General features: G+C 43.2%; 15 protein-coding genes and 2 tRNA genes. 15 read left to right on the top strand and 2 right to left on the bottom strand.

Going from position 1 to position 17,955, the window contains the following annotated elements; all coding sequences use genetic code 11:
• Positions 1–109: 109 nt before the first annotated feature.
• The 10 genes from NZ583_03640 to NZ583_03595 all read left to right on the top strand — a co-directional run bounded on the left by NZ583_03640 (position 110) and on the right by NZ583_03595 (position 11,901).
• On the top strand, positions 110–2,284 hold the full coding sequence (locus tag NZ583_03640) for an FAD-dependent oxidoreductase (protein MCS7280705.1): 2,175 nt from the start codon (positions 110–112) through the stop codon (positions 2,282–2,284).
• 11 nt (positions 2,285–2,295) lie between these two features.
• Positions 2,296–3,255, top strand: coding sequence for an oxidoreductase (locus NZ583_03635; protein ID MCS7280704.1), 960 nt, complete (start codon positions 2,296–2,298; stop codon positions 3,253–3,255).
• Between the two features lie 16 nt (positions 3,256–3,271).
• Positions 3,272–4,738 (top strand): Ni/Fe hydrogenase subunit alpha, encoded by a 1,467-nt coding sequence (locus NZ583_03630; protein MCS7280703.1) that lies wholly within the window; start codon positions 3,272–3,274, stop codon positions 4,736–4,738.
• A gap of 80 nt (positions 4,739–4,818) precedes the next feature.
• A tRNA-Lys gene (locus tag NZ583_03625) sits at positions 4,819–4,892 on the top strand.
• A 3-nt stretch (positions 4,893–4,895) separates the two neighbouring features.
• Positions 4,896–4,970 (top strand) — tRNA-Glu (locus NZ583_03620).
• A 100-nt stretch (positions 4,971–5,070) separates the two neighbouring features.
• Positions 5,071–5,868, top strand: coding sequence for an electron transfer flavoprotein subunit beta/FixA family protein (locus tag NZ583_03615; protein MCS7280702.1), 798 nt, complete (start codon positions 5,071–5,073; stop codon positions 5,866–5,868).
• A gap of 10 nt (positions 5,869–5,878) precedes the next feature.
• On the top strand, positions 5,879–6,862 hold the full coding sequence (locus NZ583_03610; protein MCS7280701.1) for an electron transfer flavoprotein subunit alpha/FixB family protein: 984 nt from the start codon (positions 5,879–5,881) through the stop codon (positions 6,860–6,862).
• 104 nt (positions 6,863–6,966) lie between these two features.
• Positions 6,967–9,636, top strand: coding sequence for a formate dehydrogenase subunit alpha (gene fdhF / locus NZ583_03605; GenBank protein MCS7280700.1), 2,670 nt, complete (start codon positions 6,967–6,969; stop codon positions 9,634–9,636).
• A gap of 94 nt (positions 9,637–9,730) precedes the next feature.
• Positions 9,731–11,404, top strand: a complete 1,674-nt coding sequence (locus tag NZ583_03600; protein ID MCS7280699.1) for a tetratricopeptide repeat protein — start codon at positions 9,731–9,733, stop codon at positions 11,402–11,404.
• A 5-nt stretch (positions 11,405–11,409) separates the two neighbouring features.
• On the top strand, positions 11,410–11,901 hold the full coding sequence (locus NZ583_03595) for a hypothetical protein (protein MCS7280698.1): 492 nt from the start codon (positions 11,410–11,412) through the stop codon (positions 11,899–11,901).
• Positions 11,902–11,926: 25 nt separating this feature from the next.
• Here NZ583_03595 and NZ583_03590 read toward each other — a convergent pair whose 3' ends face one another.
• Positions 11,927–12,766, bottom strand: coding sequence for a hypothetical protein (locus NZ583_03590; GenBank protein ID MCS7280697.1), 840 nt, complete (start codon positions 12,764–12,766; stop codon positions 11,927–11,929).
• A gap of 162 nt (positions 12,767–12,928) precedes the next feature.
• Here NZ583_03590 and NZ583_03585 point away from each other — a divergent pair, with 162 nt between their 5' ends.
• The 4 genes from NZ583_03585 to NZ583_03570 all read left to right on the top strand — a co-directional run bounded on the left by NZ583_03585 (position 12,929) and on the right by NZ583_03570 (position 16,777).
• Positions 12,929–13,348 (top strand): hypothetical protein, encoded by a 420-nt coding sequence (locus NZ583_03585; protein MCS7280696.1) that lies wholly within the window; start codon positions 12,929–12,931, stop codon positions 13,346–13,348.
• 85 nt (positions 13,349–13,433) lie between these two features.
• Positions 13,434–13,862, top strand: a complete 429-nt coding sequence (locus NZ583_03580; GenBank protein MCS7280695.1) for a hypothetical protein — start codon at positions 13,434–13,436, stop codon at positions 13,860–13,862.
• On the top strand, positions 13,862–15,412 hold the full coding sequence (locus NZ583_03575) for an ATP-binding protein (GenBank protein ID MCS7280694.1): 1,551 nt from the start codon (positions 13,862–13,864) through the stop codon (positions 15,410–15,412). Before NZ583_03580 ends, NZ583_03575 begins: the two co-directional genes overlap by 1 nt.
• Positions 15,413–15,427: 15 nt before the next feature.
• Positions 15,428–16,777, top strand: coding sequence for a sigma-54 dependent transcriptional regulator (locus NZ583_03570; GenBank protein MCS7280693.1), 1,350 nt, complete (start codon positions 15,428–15,430; stop codon positions 16,775–16,777).
• Here the strand turns inward: NZ583_03570 and NZ583_03565 are convergent.
• On the bottom strand, positions 16,774–17,103 hold the full coding sequence (locus tag NZ583_03565; GenBank protein ID MCS7280692.1) for a hypothetical protein: 330 nt from the start codon (positions 17,101–17,103) through the stop codon (positions 16,774–16,776). The two genes, NZ583_03570 and NZ583_03565, sit on opposite strands and share 4 nt — an antisense overlap.
• A gap of 94 nt (positions 17,104–17,197) precedes the next feature.
• On the opposite strand from NZ583_03565, the gene NZ583_03560 reads away from it, so the two are divergent.
• The gene (locus NZ583_03560) at positions 17,198–17,941 is read left to right on the top strand and encodes a sensor histidine kinase (protein MCS7280691.1); all 744 of its coding nucleotides are present in this window, start codon (positions 17,198–17,200) and stop codon (positions 17,939–17,941) included.
• The last annotated feature ends 14 nt before the right edge of the window (positions 17,942–17,955 follow it).

The raw sequence follows: 17,955 nt of genomic DNA, 5'->3' as shown, positions 1-17,955 counted from the left end.
CCTCCACCCCTCTGGGTGGAAGTTTTCATTCAATTTTGATGCCTCTCTTCTCTTGACTTTGTGAAATTTTTCATTTAATCTCTTCCGAATAAAAAGAGGGAGGGACAATATGTGGAGACTGAGGACCGATGAGCAGGCCCAAGCAGAAGCTGCAGTCCAGCAGATCTTACCCCCATGCCAGATAAGGTGTCCCATAAAGGAACCTATCCAGAGAACGAATGTCATGATATCCCTTCTTCCGGAAAACGAAGAAAAGGCAAGGCAAGGAGTGATCGAGATAGGTGATTTCCTCTACGAGAGGAACCCTTTTTTTACAGTCTGTGGTTATGTTTGTGGAATCTGCGAGCGTGAATGTAATTACAGACTAAAAGGGGGAGCTATAAAAAGGAGGCTCCTTAAAAAATTTTTGGCTCAGTGGTACATACCCTACCTTTACGAAAAGAAACCTTTATCGTTAAGAAAGGATAAAGGGCCTGTTGCGATTCTTGGTGGGGGTCCGGCAGGTCTTATGTGTGCGTACGAATTGAGCAAGAAAGGCTACGATGTAACTGTTTTTGAAGCCAGGAAGAAGCTGGGTGGAGCACTAAGGTATATTCCAAAGTATAGGCTTCCAGAGACTGTTTTGGATGCAACTATAGACAACCTCATCCGCATAGCCGGAATAAAGGTTGAGACACAGGTGAGGTTCGAGGGATCTATTGTGGAGGAACTTGAAGCACAGGGTTTTAAAGCAATATTCATCGCTCCCGGAACTCCACAACCTAGACCGCTCACACTGGGGACGACCCCTGTTGAATGGCAAGGAATCGAAAACGTCGATTACGGTATCAATTTTCTTAGTAAGCTTTCTGAAGAGTCCCTTCCCTCAGACTACTTCAAGGGAAAAAGGGTCATAGTTATCGGTGGCGGTAATGTGGCTTTCGATGTGGCAAGGTCTGCGGTAAGACTAGGTGGCGAGGTTACCATAGTCTGTCTTGAAACGTGGGATAAAAAATCGAAGGATGGCATACCGGCCGATGAAGAAGAAATAGAGGGTGCTGAACAAGAGGGAGTGAGGATAGTTTATTCCAGAGGGGTAAAATCTGTAATCGGAGAAAACGGCAAGTTTAAAAAGATCGAGTGTCCAAGATGCGTTTCTGTTTTTGATGAAAAGGGGTTCAATCCTAAATTCGATATGAATGACATAATCGAAATTGAAGGTGATGTCCTCCTTATTTCGATAGGACAGATGCCGGACCGATCTTTGCTTCTCAAGGCAGGGCTTTTCGACGAACTAGGGAGACTCTCTGTAAATCCAATCACGAGACAGAGTTTGAGGAAGAAAAACGTTTTCGTTGGCGGTGATGTAAGGAGAATAGGCTTTATGGTTGATGCCATGGCAGAAGGTCGTGAGGCGGCCGATTTCATAGACAGGTACTTAAGAGGAGTAAGTCTTGCAAAATGGGTGGTAATTTACGAGGCCAGTAAAACTCCCAATAGGCGCATATTTAAGCCTGAACCAAAGCCAAAGTGGAGAAGAATTGAAGAAAGAATGAACTTTAACGAGTTTGAAATCGGTTTCACACTTGAGGAAGCAATAAGAGAGGCTAGAAGGTGTCTCGAATGCGGACCGTGTATCTCTTGTAAAGCATGTGTGGCTGTCAATCTGCAGGATGAATTACCGACGGTAAAGGTAGATGAAGATCTCTGTAGCGGATGTAGCATATGCGTTACGGCTTGCAACTATCATACTGCACAGCTTAGGGAGGTTCCGGTAGTATTCGAAGGGAGGGAGGTTGGATTTAAAAAGATTTCATATACCGATCCCTTACTCTGTAAAGCTTGCGGAATGTGCGTGGCCGCATGTCCATCGGGGGCAAGGCAGATAGTTCCAGATCCAGTGGAGCAGGCTCTAAAGTTAGAAAAAGGTACTGGGATCGTCTGTTTTGCATGCAAATTCGGATGGGGTCCGGCAGCGGATAGAATGGAAATCAAAAATGTAAAGGCCTTTATCCCGGTTCTATGTATAGGTAAGGTGGAGGCTACAGACATTCTACTTGCGTTCCAGTCAGGTAGTGACGGCGTTTTACTTTTTGGCTGCGCAGATGGCGAATGTCACTTTCAAGACGGTAACGAGGAGGCAAAAAAACGTATACACATGTTGAGGAAAGTTCTTGAGGCTTTTGGATATGAAAAGGAAAGGTTGGAGATAGTGACAGATATAGATCTCGAAGCTCAAAGAATTCAGGGTTTCATAAATACTTTTGTTGACAGAATCCGGTCCTTGAAGCCTTTACGAGGATAAGGAGGGAAGTTATGGGGAAACCTCAGATTGCCATATGCTGGCTCGGCGCCTGCGGAGGATGTGATGAGACTATCCTAGATCTAAACGAAGATATCCTAAGGATTGCTGATTTATTCGAAATCGTTCTTTGGCCCGTGGCTATGGATTTTAAATATGAGGAGATCGAAACTCTAAAGGATGGTCAAATCTTTGTGAGCGTAATAAACGGTTCAGTTAGAAACTCAGAGAATTACGAGATCCTAAAACTCTTAAGGAAAAAGTCAACGTATGTTGTGGCATTCGGTGCGTGCGCCTGCTTCGGAGGGACTCCCTCACTTGCAAATCTATTGACGAAAGACGATATATTCCGTTTTGTCTACAGGGACGCTCCAACCGTTGTGAATCCTGAAAGGAATGCACCCCTGTCATCTTACTTAAAAGATGGTAGGCACCTTACCCTACCCGAATTCTACGAGGAAGTGAAACCTGTCTCTGAGGTTGTGGACGTGGACTACTTCTTACCTGGCTGTCCACCCTCTTCGGACCTTGTGAGGGAGATGTTCAACATAGTATCATCAGGAGACCTGCCTCCAAAAGGAACTACTCTTGCGTCATCTGTCGCACTCTGTGCTGTATGTCAAAGAAACGACACAAAACCTGAGCGCTTGGAGATAAGGAGCGTAAAGAGGATACACGAGATAGAGGCAGATCCTAATCTATGCTTCCTTGCGCAGGGTGTTATCTGTCTTGGACCGTCCACAAGGAGCGGATGCGGTAATGTCTGTCTCGATATAAACCTACCTTGTAGGGGTTGTATGGGACCCGTAGAAGCTCTAAAGGATATGGGTTCAAAGTATCTTTCTATGCTTTCTTGTCTTGTGGAAGGAAACACTGAGGAAGAAAGAAGACGTGTGATTGACGGTATCGCAGATCCCGTAGGTTACTTTTATAGGTTCACAATTGGATCATCAATTATTCGAAAGAGAAGATAGAAAGGTAGGTGGTAAAATGGGCGAAAGACTAACGATAAATCCAGTAACAAGGCTCGAAGGCCACGGAAAGATCGACATATTCTTGAATGACGACGGCGACGTGGAAGAGGCCTACTTTCAGGTCACTGAGCTTAGGGGCTTTGAAAAGTTCTGCATTGGAAGACCAGTAGAAGAGATGCCAAGGATAGTTCCGAACATATGCGGTGTCTGTCCAACTCCTCACAATTTGGCTTCTACTAAGGCTCTAGATGTAATTTATGGGGCAGCTCCGACACCGACAGCGAAACTAATAAGAAAACTGCAACTTTGCGCGGCTTACGTGGAAGACCATTTCTTGCATTTTTTTTTCCTCGGGGCACCTGATTTCATAGTTGGGCCCGATGCTAGTCCAAAAAAGAGAAACATTTTAGGGATCATTGAAGAACTTGGTGTCGAATTGGCAAAAGAAGTTATTGAAGTTAGAAAAAGGACAAGAAATATCATAAAGCTTATCGCAAGTAAACCTGCACACCCTGAAGGAGGGCTTCCAGGAGGTGTCTCGAAAGGCATAAAGGAGGAGGACAGGAATTTCATTTTGGAAACTGCGAATATGTGTGTAAAATTTGCAATATATGCTCTTAAGCTTTTTAAAGAAAAGGTTTTAGGAAGACGCGAATATTTAGATCTGATAATGAGTGATGCATACACACTAAAAACTTACTATATGGGAATGGTTGATGACTATATGAGGCAAAGTTATTATGAAGGTATGTTGAGGATTGTGGATCCTGATGGAAACGAAATCGCATTCTTTCATCCCAGGGAATACGTGGAGCATATTGCAGAATGGGTTGAGCCTTGGACTTATGTGAAGTTGAACTATCTTAGAAGATTCGGCTGGAAGGGCATAAAAGAAGGGTGGGACTCTTCTCTTTACCGAGTGGGACCCCTTGCGAGATACAACGTCTGTTACGGTATGGCCACTCCCCTTGCTCAAAAGGAGCATGAAGAAATGGTCTCCCTTTTGGGAAAGCCAGTTCATAGCACTTTGGCGTATCACTGGGCAAGACTAATTGAGGCCTTGCAGGCTGCTGAGGAGATGCAAAAAATAGCGAATGATCCACTCCTTACTGGAAAAGATATACGAAACACAAACTACGAACTGACAGGAAAAGGTGTGGGGTGCTTGGAAGCCTGTAGGGGGGTTCTCATTCATGACTACGAAGTAGATGGAAAAGGCATTGTAACAAGGGTTAATCTTATCGTTGCAACCCAGCACAACGCTGCTCCCATAGCTCTCTCTGTGAAAAAAGCTGCAAAGGCATTCATAAGTAAGGGAAGATTGGAAGACAAGGAAGGACTCTTAAACTATGTGGAGATGGCATTTCGTGCCTATGATCCTTGCTTTGGTTGCGCAACACACGTAATTCCAGGAAGAATGCCTCTTATGATAGAGATACGGGATTCGAAAGGTACGGTAATAGACAGAGTGAGCAGATTTTAGCTAAGTTTCTGTCGGTTAGGAATCTTCTTAACCCTCTATTCTTGACTTTACGGCCGAATTTTCATATGCTTATACGCCACGGGCCGTTAACTCAGGCTGGTAGAGTATCTGCCTTTTAAGCAGAGAGTCGGAGGTTCGAGTCCTCCACGGCCCATAAGTCCCCATCGTCTAGTCAGGCCCAGGACACCGGTCTTTCAAGCCGGCAACGGGGGTTCAAATCCCCCTGGGGACGATTTCTTCCCCCTCCTCAAGGTCTGATTTTCGTTGACAAGCCCCAGTTTTTGTTATAAAAGATTGTGAAATTTTTTATAAACTTCCAGGGGAGGTATAAGATGAAGATTGCTGTTTGTGTCAAGCAGGTCCCGGATACCGAAGCCGAAATAAAATGGGATACTGAGAAGGGTGTACTAAAAAGGGATGCCATTGACCCCATAACAAATCCCTTTGACGAGTTTGCAATTGAAGAGGCACTACTTACGAGAGAGAAATACGACTGCGAGATATATGCGATATCCATGGGACCTGAAAGAGCCCAAGAGGTTTTAAGAAATGCCCTTGCGCTGGGTGTGAACGGTGTTTACCACATAAACGATCCTCAGCTTTCAGGATCTGACACCTTCGGTACCGCATACGCTTTGGCAAATGCCATAAAAAAGATAGGGGATGTGGATATAGTTTTTATGGGTAGGCAATCAACCGATGGTTCCACTGGTGCCGTGCCCGGTGAAATCGCTTCGATCTTAGGTTATACTCCACTTACCTATGTTGCAAAGATAAGGGAGATAGACTTCAAGGCTAAAAGGATAGTTGTTGAGAGAGCAATCGAGGGTGGATTTGAGGTGGTGGAAGGCAAATTACCTGCTGTTGTTTCGGTAATTAAGGGCATAAATGAGCCTAGACTTCCAAACCTTATGGGTATCAGAAAAGCGGCTAAGATGGAAATACCTAAGTGGAACTGCGATGATTTGGGGCTCGAAAAAGACAAAATTGGACTCGCAGCTTCAGCAACAAGGGTAACAGAGATATCTGTGCCACCCCCAAAAGGACAGGGAGAGATACTCAAAGGTGATTTAGAAGAGATAGCAGAAACTTTGGTTTCCAAGCTACTTGATCTCAAAATTATAAAGTAAGGAGGAAAAAATGGGAGACGTTTGGGTATACATAGAGCATAAAGACGGTGTTGCATCCCCACTCTCTTTCGAACTTTTAGGAATAGGTAAAAAACTTGCTCAGGAAAGAGGCGGGAAGGTCTGTGCGCTGATAATCGGAGAAAATGTTGACCCTCTTGCAAAAGAAGCCTTCTCGTACGGGGCCGAAAAGGTTTACGTTGTATCTAACCCTCTTCTTAAAAGTTTTAGAAGTGACCTTTTCACTAAATCTGCCTGCGAACTTATAAGTAAGTATGGACCAGACATCGTCCTCTTTAGATCCACAACGCAGGGAACTGACCTTTCCTCTGGTGTTGCGGGAAAACTTCAGGTTGGACTTTGCGCCGATGCTATAAATGTTTACCATGACGGTAATGTTTTAAAGATGGTTCGGTCCGCCTTTGGTGGAAGATTCAACGTCACAGTGGCAAATGAAAGAGTTACTCCTAAACTCGTTACTGTGAGGCCGAAAGCTTTCGAAATGCCCGAAAAAAAGGACGGTCAGGAAGGAGAGATCATAAAGGAAAGTGTGTCAATTGGAGAATCGGACGCCCTAATCAAAATCCTCGATTTTGTTAAATCAGCAGTTACAGTAAATCTGGTCGAGGCAGACATTATAGTTTCAGGGGGAAGAGGAGTCGGAAAACCCGAAGGCTTTAATCTCCTTAAGGAGTTTGCAGATCTTATAGGTGGGGCTGTTGGGGCATCTAGAGCGGCTGTAGATTCTGGATGGATCCCATACGAACATCAGGTCGGACAGACAGGAAAGACTGTAAAGCCTAAACTTTACATCGCTTGTGGTATCTCTGGCGCAATCCAGCATCTTGCCGGTATGAGGACATCAGACTGTATCGTGGCCATAAACAAAGACCCTGATGCTCCCATATTTAAAATTGCCACGTTTGGGATAGTGGGAGACCTCTATCAGGTGATTCCAAAGCTTATAGAAAAGTTCAAAGCCAAGCTGGGAAGGTAATGGATTTTCAAATTTTCGGAGGCCCAGCCTTCCAAGTCGTCTCTTATTCATTTTTGGCCGCTCGCGTAAAGAGCTAGCCATAATCAAAAGGAGGGGGCCAGGCGATGATAGTTTACATCGACGGGAAAGAAATCAAGGCAAAAGAAAACGAGACTATCCTTGCGTGCGCGAAAAGGGCCGGTATTAGGATTCCTACACTCTGCTATCTCGAGAAAGTGCTTCCTATTGGTTCATGTAGGATCTGCGTAGTCGAGGTTGAAGGGTTCGAAAAACCGATTCCGGCGTGTGAGAGTTACGTTTCTGACGGAATGAGGGTTTTTACGCACACAGAGAGAATTAAAAACATAAGAAGGGAGATCCTCCAACTTTTGCTTATGAATCATCCTCTTGACTGTCCGATATGTGACAAAGCAGGGGAATGCGTTTTACAGGATTTGGTATACGAATATGAGATCGAAAAGGTCACCCTTCCTAAACTGAAACCGAAAAAGAACGGAAATGGGTGGGCCACTCAAGCAATAAAACATCATCCAGCGCGGTGTGTCCTCTGTCAGAGATGTGTGAGGGTTTGCAGAGAATGGGTTGGCAGGGAGGTGCTAGACATCGTTGGACAAGGTATGGAAGCGAAAATAGAGGCCGTAAATCCGCAAAAGTGCATAAGTTGCGGAGAGTGCTTGTCCGTATGCCCAGTCGGGGCCTTGACCGAAAACGTAAGTCCGATAAAGGGGAGAATTTGGCAAACGAAGAGAGTCAAAACCGTATGTGGATACTGCGGAGTGGGTTGCGTTCTTGATTTTCACGTTTTGGGCAAAAGGATCATCAAGGTTACGGCAGACGGCACCAACGGACCAAACAAAGGGACCTTGTGCGTCAAAGGCAGATTTGCCTACGAGTTTGCGATGAGCAAAGAAAGGCTTACAAAGCCCCTTATTCGGGTAAGAGACACCTTTATCGAGACAACGTGGGACGAAGCCTTAAATCTCATCGTAAGGAGGTTTTCGGAGATAAAGGAAACTTATGGCAGCAACTCTATTGGAGGGCTCTGCTCCGCCAGATGCACGAATGAAGACAACTATCTGTTTCAGAAGTTTATGAGGGCAGTTATAGGAACAAACAACGTGGACCACTGTGCCCGACTCTGACACTCTCCTACGGTGGCAGGGCTTGCCACAACACTCGGTTCTGGTGCAATGACCAATAACATTGATGACCTAAAAAATTCGGAGGTGATAATAGTTTCTGGAAGTAATCCTACCGAGAATCACCCTGTTATAGGGATGTGGCTTAAACACTTGGCAAAATACAGGGGTGTAAAGCTTGTAGTTATTGACCCGCGGGCGATAGATTTAACAGAGGAAGCTACCGTGTTCTTAAAAATAAGGCCCGGGACTGATGTCGCCCTAATTAATGGCCTTTGCCACATAATAATAAAGGAAAATTTGCACAAGAGGGAATTTATCGAAGCTAACACTGATAATTTCGAAGCTTTCGAAAAGACCGTTGAGAAATATAACCCGGACCTTGTCGAGCAGATAACAGGAATAACGAAGGAAGAGTTAATTAAAGTTGCAAAAATGTATGCTTCTGCCGAAAGGGCTTCCATAGTTTACTGCATGGGTCTTACACAACATTCCCACGGAACAGATAATGTGAAGGCTCTTTCTAATTTAGCCCTTCTCTGTGGGCACATAGGTAGGCCTGGATCAGGTATAAATCCGCTTAGGGGACAGAACAATGTTCAGGGTGCCTGTGACATGGGGGGGCTTCCTAATGTTTACCCAGGATATCAGAGAATCGATATACCCCAAATAAGAGAGAAGTTCGAAGAGGCATGGGGACATAAATTGCCGGAAAGCCCTGGCTTAACCTTAACTGAGATGGTGGAAGCCGCGCAAGAAGGCAAAATAAAGGCCATGTACATAATGGGGGAGAATCCACTTGTTACGGACCCGGATTTGAACCATGTAAGGACGGCTTTCGAATCTTTAGAGTTTTTGGTTGTCCAGGACATATTTTTAACAGAGACTGCAAAGCTTGCCCACGTTGTACTTCCTGCGTGTTCCTTCCTTGAGAAGGACGGGACTTTTACAAATACGGAAAGAAAGGTTCAGCGAGTAAGAAGAGTCATTCCAGCGCCTGATGGTGCAAAGCCGGATTGGGAAATCATAATGATGCTCGCAAACAAGTGGGGCTATTGGATGGACTACAAATCGCCAAAAGATGTCTTTGAAGAGATAAGGAAAGTTACGCCGCAATACGCCGGGATAACTTACGAGCGATTAGAACAGGGCGGGATCCATTGGCCATGCCCATCGGAAGACCATCCTGGAACGCCTATCCTTCATGTGGGTGGGATAGTAAGGGGAAAGGGTCTATTCTTACCGGTTGAATATAGGCCCCCAGCTGACGCCTTGGATGACGACTTTCCATTTGTACTAATCATCGGCCGACACTATTATCACTACCATTCCGCAACGATGACCGGAAAGTCAGCTCTCATAAACAGCTTGGCTCCTGAAGCAACCCTAGAGATGAACCCGAAGGATGCTGAGTATCTGGGGATAAAAGATGGGGAGAATGTAAAAGTAGAAAGTAGAAGAGGGTCCGTACTTCTCAAAGCTAAACTGACGGACCGAGTTCAAAAAGGGACTGTCTTTACTACCTTCCACTACCCCAATTCTCCCGTGAATGTCTTAACAGGCACGAGTTTCGACCCCGAATGTAAGATTACTGAACTCAAATTTACAGCCGTAAAAATATCGAAAGCTGCCTAAATTAGATTGACAGCAAACCGAAGCAAGGATGGAATCTCCTTGCTTCGGTTTGCCTTCCTAGATTTTCCATCCTACCGTATGGTATTATGAGGGTGTGAAAAAATGGATCCTTCTTTTTCTTCTCTTTTTCTCTCCAGCACTAGTTTGGGGTTTTTATCACTCTTCCGCAATATACTATTTCCTTAGGGCAATCGATAAGGCCGTCAAAGGTAATTACGATGAAGCTATAGCGGATCTAGAACAAGCGATAAAGTTTGATCCATCGTCTTCCCAATTAAGGGAGGAACTCGGCAGTTTCTATCTCCGAAAGGGGGACCTAAAAAGGGCCGAATTCCATCTCAAAGAGGCGTTAAGGATCAATCCAAGAAATAGGAATGCTCTTATCATTCTTGGAGGACTTTACTCTTCGCAAGGTAATCTAGAAGGTGCAAAAAAAATGTATGAAAAGTGTGCCGAGTTCTTCGAGAATGATACAGAGTGTTACATCCATTTAGGATCGGTAATGTTACTTCAGGGAGCTTTTGGAGATGCTCAAAAAATTTACGAGAAGATCTTATCTTACGATCCAGAAAATATAATTGCCCTGTACTATCTGGGAAGGATAAGGGCGGAACTAAAGGATTACAAAGCTGCAAAAGAATACTTCATAAGACTACTTGAGATAAAACCGAATTTCGAGATAGGGCTTTTCGATCTGGCAACCGTATACGAGATAGAGGGGGAATTGGCGAAAGCCAAAGAGACGTATCAAAAAATTCTAACGATCAATCCTCTAAACAGGGCTGTGAGGGCAAGAATCGCAAACATATACGTGAGAGAGAAAAACTACGAGAAAGCCATATCTGAGTTCGAGAAACTTTCCGAAATCGACAGGAAAGATCTCTCTTTTAGGGTAAAGATAGGTCTTCTTTACATGGAAATGGGACGTTACGATGAAGCAATCCGTGAATTCAACCTCTTTCTCGGCTCTGACCCTAACAACGGAACTGTAAGGTTGTATCTCAGCCAGGCACTGAGGGAGAAAGGATTATACAAGAACGCGATCGAGGAGTTGTTGAAAGTTCCTCTTGACTCGGAGGAGTTTCCGACAGCTCTAAGGCACTTGACGTTCCTCTACATAAAGGCTAACATGGTCGACGAAGGGATAAAAAGACTCAAAGAATTTTTCCCAAGGCTGAAAAACAAACCGGACGTGTACCTTATGCTTTCCTGGCTCTACGAGGAAAAGGAGGACTACGAGGTTGGTATTGAAATCCTAAAGGAAGCTGAAAAACTGGACGAGCGAAACATTGAGGTTTTGTACGGCCTAGGGATGTTGTACGAGAGATCTGGACGAACAGAAGAAGCACTAAAATACATGGAAAGAATACTTTCGATAGATCCTGAGCACGCGGACGCTTTAAACTTTATTGGCTACACTTTTGCCGACAGAAACGTAAACCTAGAGCAGGCAGAAGAGATGATAAAAAAAGCCTTAAAGAAAAAGCCGAATGCCGGATACATAATAGACAGTCTTGGGTGGGTGTATTATAGACAGGGCCGTCTAGAGGAAGCTCTAGAGCAGTTACTTAAGGCCTACGAACTTTTACCGGATGATCCCACTGTCTTAGAACATCTAGGGGATGTGTATATGGCTCTTGGTAACTTGGAGAGGGCTATCGAGTACTTTGAGAAGTCTCTGAGGCTAGAAAAAAGGTTGGAGAAAAAACGGGACTTGGAAAAGAAGTTAAAAGAACTCAAAGAAAGGCTTGAAAGAAAAAATCAGTAGTTTTTATGCGTAGGTTCGGTTTCTGCGTCTTTTTGATCCTTTTTATTTTTAGTTCATGTTCCAAAAAGATATACCGAACTGAGTGGCCTAAAGATGCATCAACTATAATTGCATACTGCGAATTAAGTGTAGCTACTAGCAGTTTCTCATTTGAGGGATTTATCAGTTTTAACTTGAATTACCCAGATTTCAGAGCCGAAATCTTAGGACCTTTTGGAACGACACTTCTCACTTTGAAAGGATCGCGCAGTTACGTAACATTTGGAGAAGAAAATGAAGAATTTAGGGACCTACTCTATTTTCCCATCGGAGAAATCATAGAGGATATATGGTTTGCGGGTGAGTATCTCAGACAAAAGGAGATCCTCACGCTTGATAAGGGTTCTTATCGAGTGACCTACGACTGGTCAAAGAAAGAACCAAAAATATGCTGGCAGAACCAAAGCGGGTATCTCTGCCTGAACTTCTTAGAGATAAAAAAATCTCAAAAAACTTAAGACTCTTTTTGCGAACCCTTCCTTTTTACTCCGCCAGAATGTTTATGATCTCCGGAAAAATGTATTCGGCTACGTCTCTTCTTGCTCCTCCGTGGGTTATAACTATGTATCTCCCCTCACACAGGGAGGATGCGTAAGACTTAACCTGTCTTGCAAGTCTTAAAAAGAAATCTTCACTCAAACCCCGATCTCCGTAGTCGCCCCTACAGGTGTCGTGTCCAAAGTTGTGAAATATGGCGTAGGGCTTAAAGGCCTCAACACGTGGGTAGAATTCTCTTTCCACGAGACTAAGATAATCGTCATCGGATATTTCAAAACCCACGTCCACATCTACCTTTTCCCCCTGACCTTCCACTCTGTTCATGGAACAGAAACAAACATGGAGAACATCCGGTTCGTTTCTAAAGATATCCCTCGTCCCGTTTCCGTGGTGGCTATCGGTGTCTATTATGGCGAACCTTTCCCTACCGTAATCTTTCCAGTAAGAGTAAACGGCAGGACCTATACATGAGAGATACGTTCCCCCCCATCCGGAGTCTCTCTCTGCGTGATGCCCGGCCGCACAGGAAAAGACGAGGGCGTTTCTAATCAACCCTTCCTTTATCATCTTTAAGGCCATATGAGTCCCGGAGACTGAAAGGGCGGCAGCTCTGAAATACCACATACTCTTTAGCGATTCGACATAAGATCTTTTGTGGACCAGAAGGATGAGTTCAATGTCCGGATCCGGAGGCTCAAAGATCCTGATGTCTTCTCTCCCCGAAAAGCGTTTAAGGATCAATGGAAAATTCTTGTACTTGTTTCCAATCACAGGCCAATCCATCTCGGCAAAATGCGGATGGAAAAAAACCCCAACCTTGGTCACAAGGTAATATTAGCGAAGATCGACAAAAATGTCGAGTCATTTTTTTAATCTCGACAGAATCTTCCGACATCTTAGCCTAAGTCATTCTGTTTCTAGAGGCCATTTTCGGTACGGTCCTTGCTATATTTCAGTTAAAGAGCTAATAAAGAAGGAGGTCAGAAAATGCGGAAAAGCCTAAAAGTAATGCTCATCGCAATTCTTTTCATTTTCGGAAGCTTAAGTCATACGTATGCCCAAGGATTCATAGGATGCCTAAAGGAAAAACGTGACATCCCAATCCTTGCCGACCTTTCCAAAGAGAAGCTAGAAAGGTTGAAAGAAATAAGAGAAAGATTTAGAAAAGAAGCCGAGCTATTAAGGGAAGAGATCATCAAAACAAAGATGGAGCTTCGAAGGCTCTATTTCGATCCTCAGGCAAAAGAAGAAGAAATAAGGGCTAAGCATAAAGAATTGGCCAGCCTTCTTGAAAGGCTCAGGGAGAAAATTTTGGAACGCAAACTAGAAGAGAGGAAGCTTTTTTCACCAAGCGAGTTGGAAAAAATGAGGGACTGTCGCTTTGGACGGTTTTTTAGGTGTGGATAGCTCAATCGGACTTCAAAGTTCTTCTTTTTGTGGGGCCTTCTGGCCCTTTTTTATTTCCTCATCCTCGCGTTATAATAGAGTCTCAATGTTGGCCAAATTGCTCGAGATTGTTAAAATAAAAAAAAGGTTTAGTTTACACATTCTTTTTCTTTTCTTTTTTTCTTTCCCCCTTCTTGCACAGGATCACGATTTAGAAAAGGAGCTCGGTCTGAGCTTGGACCAGAAAATTAAGATAGAAGAGATAAAAAAAAGGTACCTCCAAGAAATTTTAGCAACAAGGGAGGAACTTTTACGGAAAAGACTCGAGATGATACATGAAATGAAAAAAGGGGATGCCAATAGGGTAAGGATACTAAGGATTAGGCGTGAGATCGGAGATCTAAAATTAAAAAGGGAGATGCTCTACGAAAGGTATAAAGACGAGATTAGCTCCGTTCTCAATCCCCACCAAAGGAGAATTTTTGAAGATTTCTGCAAAAATGAGAGAAGACGGTTAAAACGCATCTTTGAGTAATGTTTAACTTCACTGCGAGAAAAAGATCGGTCTATCTTTTTTGTATCCTTTGTGCACTTTTTGGAATTGTCGTGTTTATTGGTTATGCTCAGATTGCCAACATAAAAAAGAGTATGGAAGATCTTCTCGTCAAAGAAGCCGAAATCATACACCGCCATTTGGCCCGGGAGATAGACTTAACTTTTGGGTACCTCGACCTTATAGAACACTCGAACATTTTTTTAACCCAGGCATTTCTCGATCTTATAACCTACGAGGAGGTACTAATCGAGGAACTTCTTGATGAGGTGATAAAAGCATTTCAAGAAAAAAGAGATGCTCCCGTAGCCACATACACCATTTTTGATTCAAAAGGATTTCCCATAGAAAGAAAGGGAAAGATAAAGGACGAAACTGACCTTTTAAAAAGTCTGCTTTCGGGAAAGGATCGTATTCTTTTTAAAATGAAGGAAAAGGGATCCTATGTGATTTTGGGCTTTAATTTTCAAGATAGGATAGTGATTCTATCTCTCACTAAAGATGAAATGCTCGAGCTGAAAAGAAAATCGATATTAAAAAAAATTGTCGAAAGAGAGATGGAAAGATTGAAGCTCAAAGGCATCAATATTTACGATGCGGATGGCCGGCCTTATTACATAGCTTGCCAGTCTCATGACGGACTTTACAGGTACTTTAAAAGGCTTGAATCAAATTACTTTAGGGGTTATTCGGTAGAGATTCTACTTACTCGAAACATCATAGACGAAACAATAAAAAGAATGAGTTTTATGGTGGTATTTACGCTATTCCTCCTCCTTGGCATAAGTTTGCTTGCAATCTCTGCTATACTTTTCTTTGAGAAGCGACTAAAAATTAAGATGATCGAGATCGAAAAAGAAAAGGCTAGAAACGAAAGGCTTATGTCCCTTGGGTTACTCTCATCCGCCATGGCTCATGAAATAAGAAATCCACTAAACGCTATCTCCCTATCTTTGAAAAGGCTAGGAAGAGATTTTCTGCCAAATGACTCACGCAGAGTGGAATTCGAGAGGTTTCTCGGGGCGGTGGAAGATGAAGTACTAAGGATAAATCGAATTGTTGAGGAGTTTATCGTGGTTTCTAAAAAGGAGACGAAAGAGGAGAATCTCGATTTAAAAGTTCTCATGGATGACATTATCCTAGTTCTTGAGGAGAAGGCAAAAATGAGAGGGGTAGAGCTTCAAAATCTTGTCCCGCCAGGCCTCAAAATATCAGGTCGGAGGCAAAAACTCAAACAGGCCTTTATAAACGTTATCTTGAATGGAATAGAGGCCACAGAAAACGGTGGTTTTGTAAAAATCGACGCAAGAAAGACAGACAAGGGTCTTGTGATTTCCATAAAGGATAGTGGCTGCGGAATAGATCGTGAGGATCTAGAAAAGATATTCGAGTACCACTACTCAACGAAGGAAAAGGGGCTAGGACTTGGACTCCCAATATCTTACGCGATTTTTAAAGACCACGGAGCCGAAATAAAGGTTGAAAGTATGAAAGGGAAAGGAACAAAAGTTTCCATCCTATTTCCCAATTAGAAAAAAGGCTCAATTATGGCTAATGTACTCGTTATAGAAGATGAAAGACTCCAAAGGGAGCTCCTTTGCCACCTTTTAAGACAGGATGGGTACACAGTCTACGAAGCAGAAAAGGCCTACGATGGATTGGAGATAGTAAAAAGGTTACCTATCGATTTTTGCATTCTCGATCTTAGGCTTCCTGACATAGACGGGGTCACTCTCGTGAGAGAACTCAAAAAAGAGGACCCCGAACTGAGTATCATAATTGTAACTGCTTACGGAAGTGTAGAGAGTGCTGTTCAGGCATTAAAATCCGGCGCAGAGGATTATCTAACAAAACCTATAAACTTCGAAGATCTACTGATAAAACTGAAAAAGTTAGAAGAAAAAAGAGCTCTCATTTCGGAAAACAGAATCCTAAGGGAGACGTTGAAGGAAAGACTCAAAACCGAGGACTTCATTTTTGAAAGCGTAAGCATGAAGGAGGTGGCAAGCCTAATAGTAAGGGTTGCAAAAACTGATTCCACATGTCTTATAGAAGGCGAAAGCGGCGTGGGGAAAGAGGTAGTTGTTGATCTTATGCATGCGTTGAGTGATAGGGCTAAGCACCCGCTCGTGAAGGTTAACTGCGCAGCTTTTCCAGAAACATTGCTAGAAAGTGAGCTATTTGGATATGAGAGAGGGGCGTTCACCGGTGCATACCAAAGAAAGCCTGGAAAATTTGAATTGGCACAGAAAGGAACCATTTTTCTTGACGAAATTGGTGATATGCCGCTTTCTATACAGGCAAAGCTTCTAAGGGTGATCCAAAACAGAGAGATTCACCCACTTGGTTCTATAAGGCCGATAAAGGTTGATGTGAGAATTCTTGCCGCAACTAATAAAAACTTAGAAGAGCTTATTAAAAAAGGGTTATTCCGTGAGGACCTCTACTTTAGACTGAACGTGATAAGGATATACATTCCGCCTTTGAGAGAAAGAAAAGAGGACATACCGCCCCTTGTTGAGCATTTCATAAAAAAATATAGTTTGAAGCATAAAAAGAACATAAAAGGCATATCGAGGGAAGCAAGAGACACTCTTTTGAAACACGACTATCCCGGAAATGTGAGAGAACTCGAAAACATAATTGAACGGGCAGTAGTTCTCACAAGGGACGAGTACATAAAGACAGAGGACCTTTTTGGGCTTCCTCAAAGCTCTAAATTGGAGCAAAAAACAACACTTAGAGAATTTACCGAATCTATCGAAAAAAGCATGATAATTAAGGCCTTAGATGAAAGTAACTGGATTCAGACGAAGGCTGCGAAGATTTTAGGGTTAAGTGAAAGAATGTTGAGGTACAAGATGAAAAAGTACGGGATCGAGAAGGAGAAACCTTAAGTTTCAAGAAGGAGTCTTTTTTGATTAGGACGATCCAGAACGAACTCGACTACCATGCCTTTTTTCCCAACAGCTTCCTTCGCGTCTTCTCCGTTTGCGTAGATGCCTTCGAGGCTATAACAGTCGTAAAGTTCATAATAAGTGTAGGCGGCGTACACCTTTTCGTCGTCAGGTTCTCCGCCGATCAAACTTAACTTTTTTATTTCCCACCAAGAGATCACATCGTCGATGGAGTCTCTGTAACTTGTAGCAAGTTCCATACTCGTAAATATTCCGAATACACCCCTTCCGAAGAAAGCGCTATCCATAAGAACGAAGATTTCCATTGCCTTAAAACTTATACCACAGAAGCTTTTTTCGCGCAAAAGCTTGGGTAGCTTGTTGACAAACCTTTCATAATTTTAGAACATATTACTCGCTGTGCGAAAGAAAGAAAGTCTACACGATCTTCTTGTCCACGACCTTGGGGGTCCTATCTCTATAATCAATAGTGACCTTACAAACCTTCTCTTTAAGGAAGAGAGGTACGGAAAACTCACAGAAGAGCAGAAAAAAGTGCTCAAAAGGACTCTAAGAAATGCAAAAAAGGCGCAGTATCTCCTTTCAGAGATGGTGGAGGCTTTAAAATCCGAAGAGGGAAGATTTGACGGTTCTTACTTTTCTGTCAAAGACGCGATAAAAGAAGCACTCATAGAAGTACTCGATCTGCAACTTCCTGAATTGGCGGAAAGGCTTTATCTTTGTCAGGACGACGAAAATTTCATATCCGAGCTCCAAAATGCTTGCATATTTGTGACAATTGAGGGAAGGTATTTAAATGAAGACTTCTTCCACGATCGTACAAAGGTGTTGCAAATTATGAGGAATCTCTTTAGTAACGCACTTAAGTACAGAAGAAAGAATGTCGTGATCAACGTTTTTGGCGATAGGGACTTATATATTCAAGTCGAAGACGATGGTCCTGGCATAACCCAGGAAAAAAAGGAATGTATATTTAAAAGGTTCGCTCATATGGGTCTGAAAAAAGATGGTAATGTGGAAGGATTGGGTTTCGGGTTGAGTTGTGTTAAAGTCATCTTAGAAAGAGCAAGAGGAGATATTCAGATACACAGTGAAGAGGAGAAAGGGACAAAATTTATCGTCCGCATCCCACCTTTAAAGTAAGACCAGCGTGAAAA

It is taken from the genome of Thermodesulfobacteriota bacterium, from assembly GCA_025062045.1.
In the GTDB taxonomy this organism is placed as follows: domain Bacteria; phylum Desulfobacterota; class Syntrophorhabdia; order Syntrophorhabdales; family JANXAF01; genus JANXAF01.
Note: the sequence above shows the minus strand (reverse complement) of the source record. Positions and strands in the feature narration are given on the sequence as shown.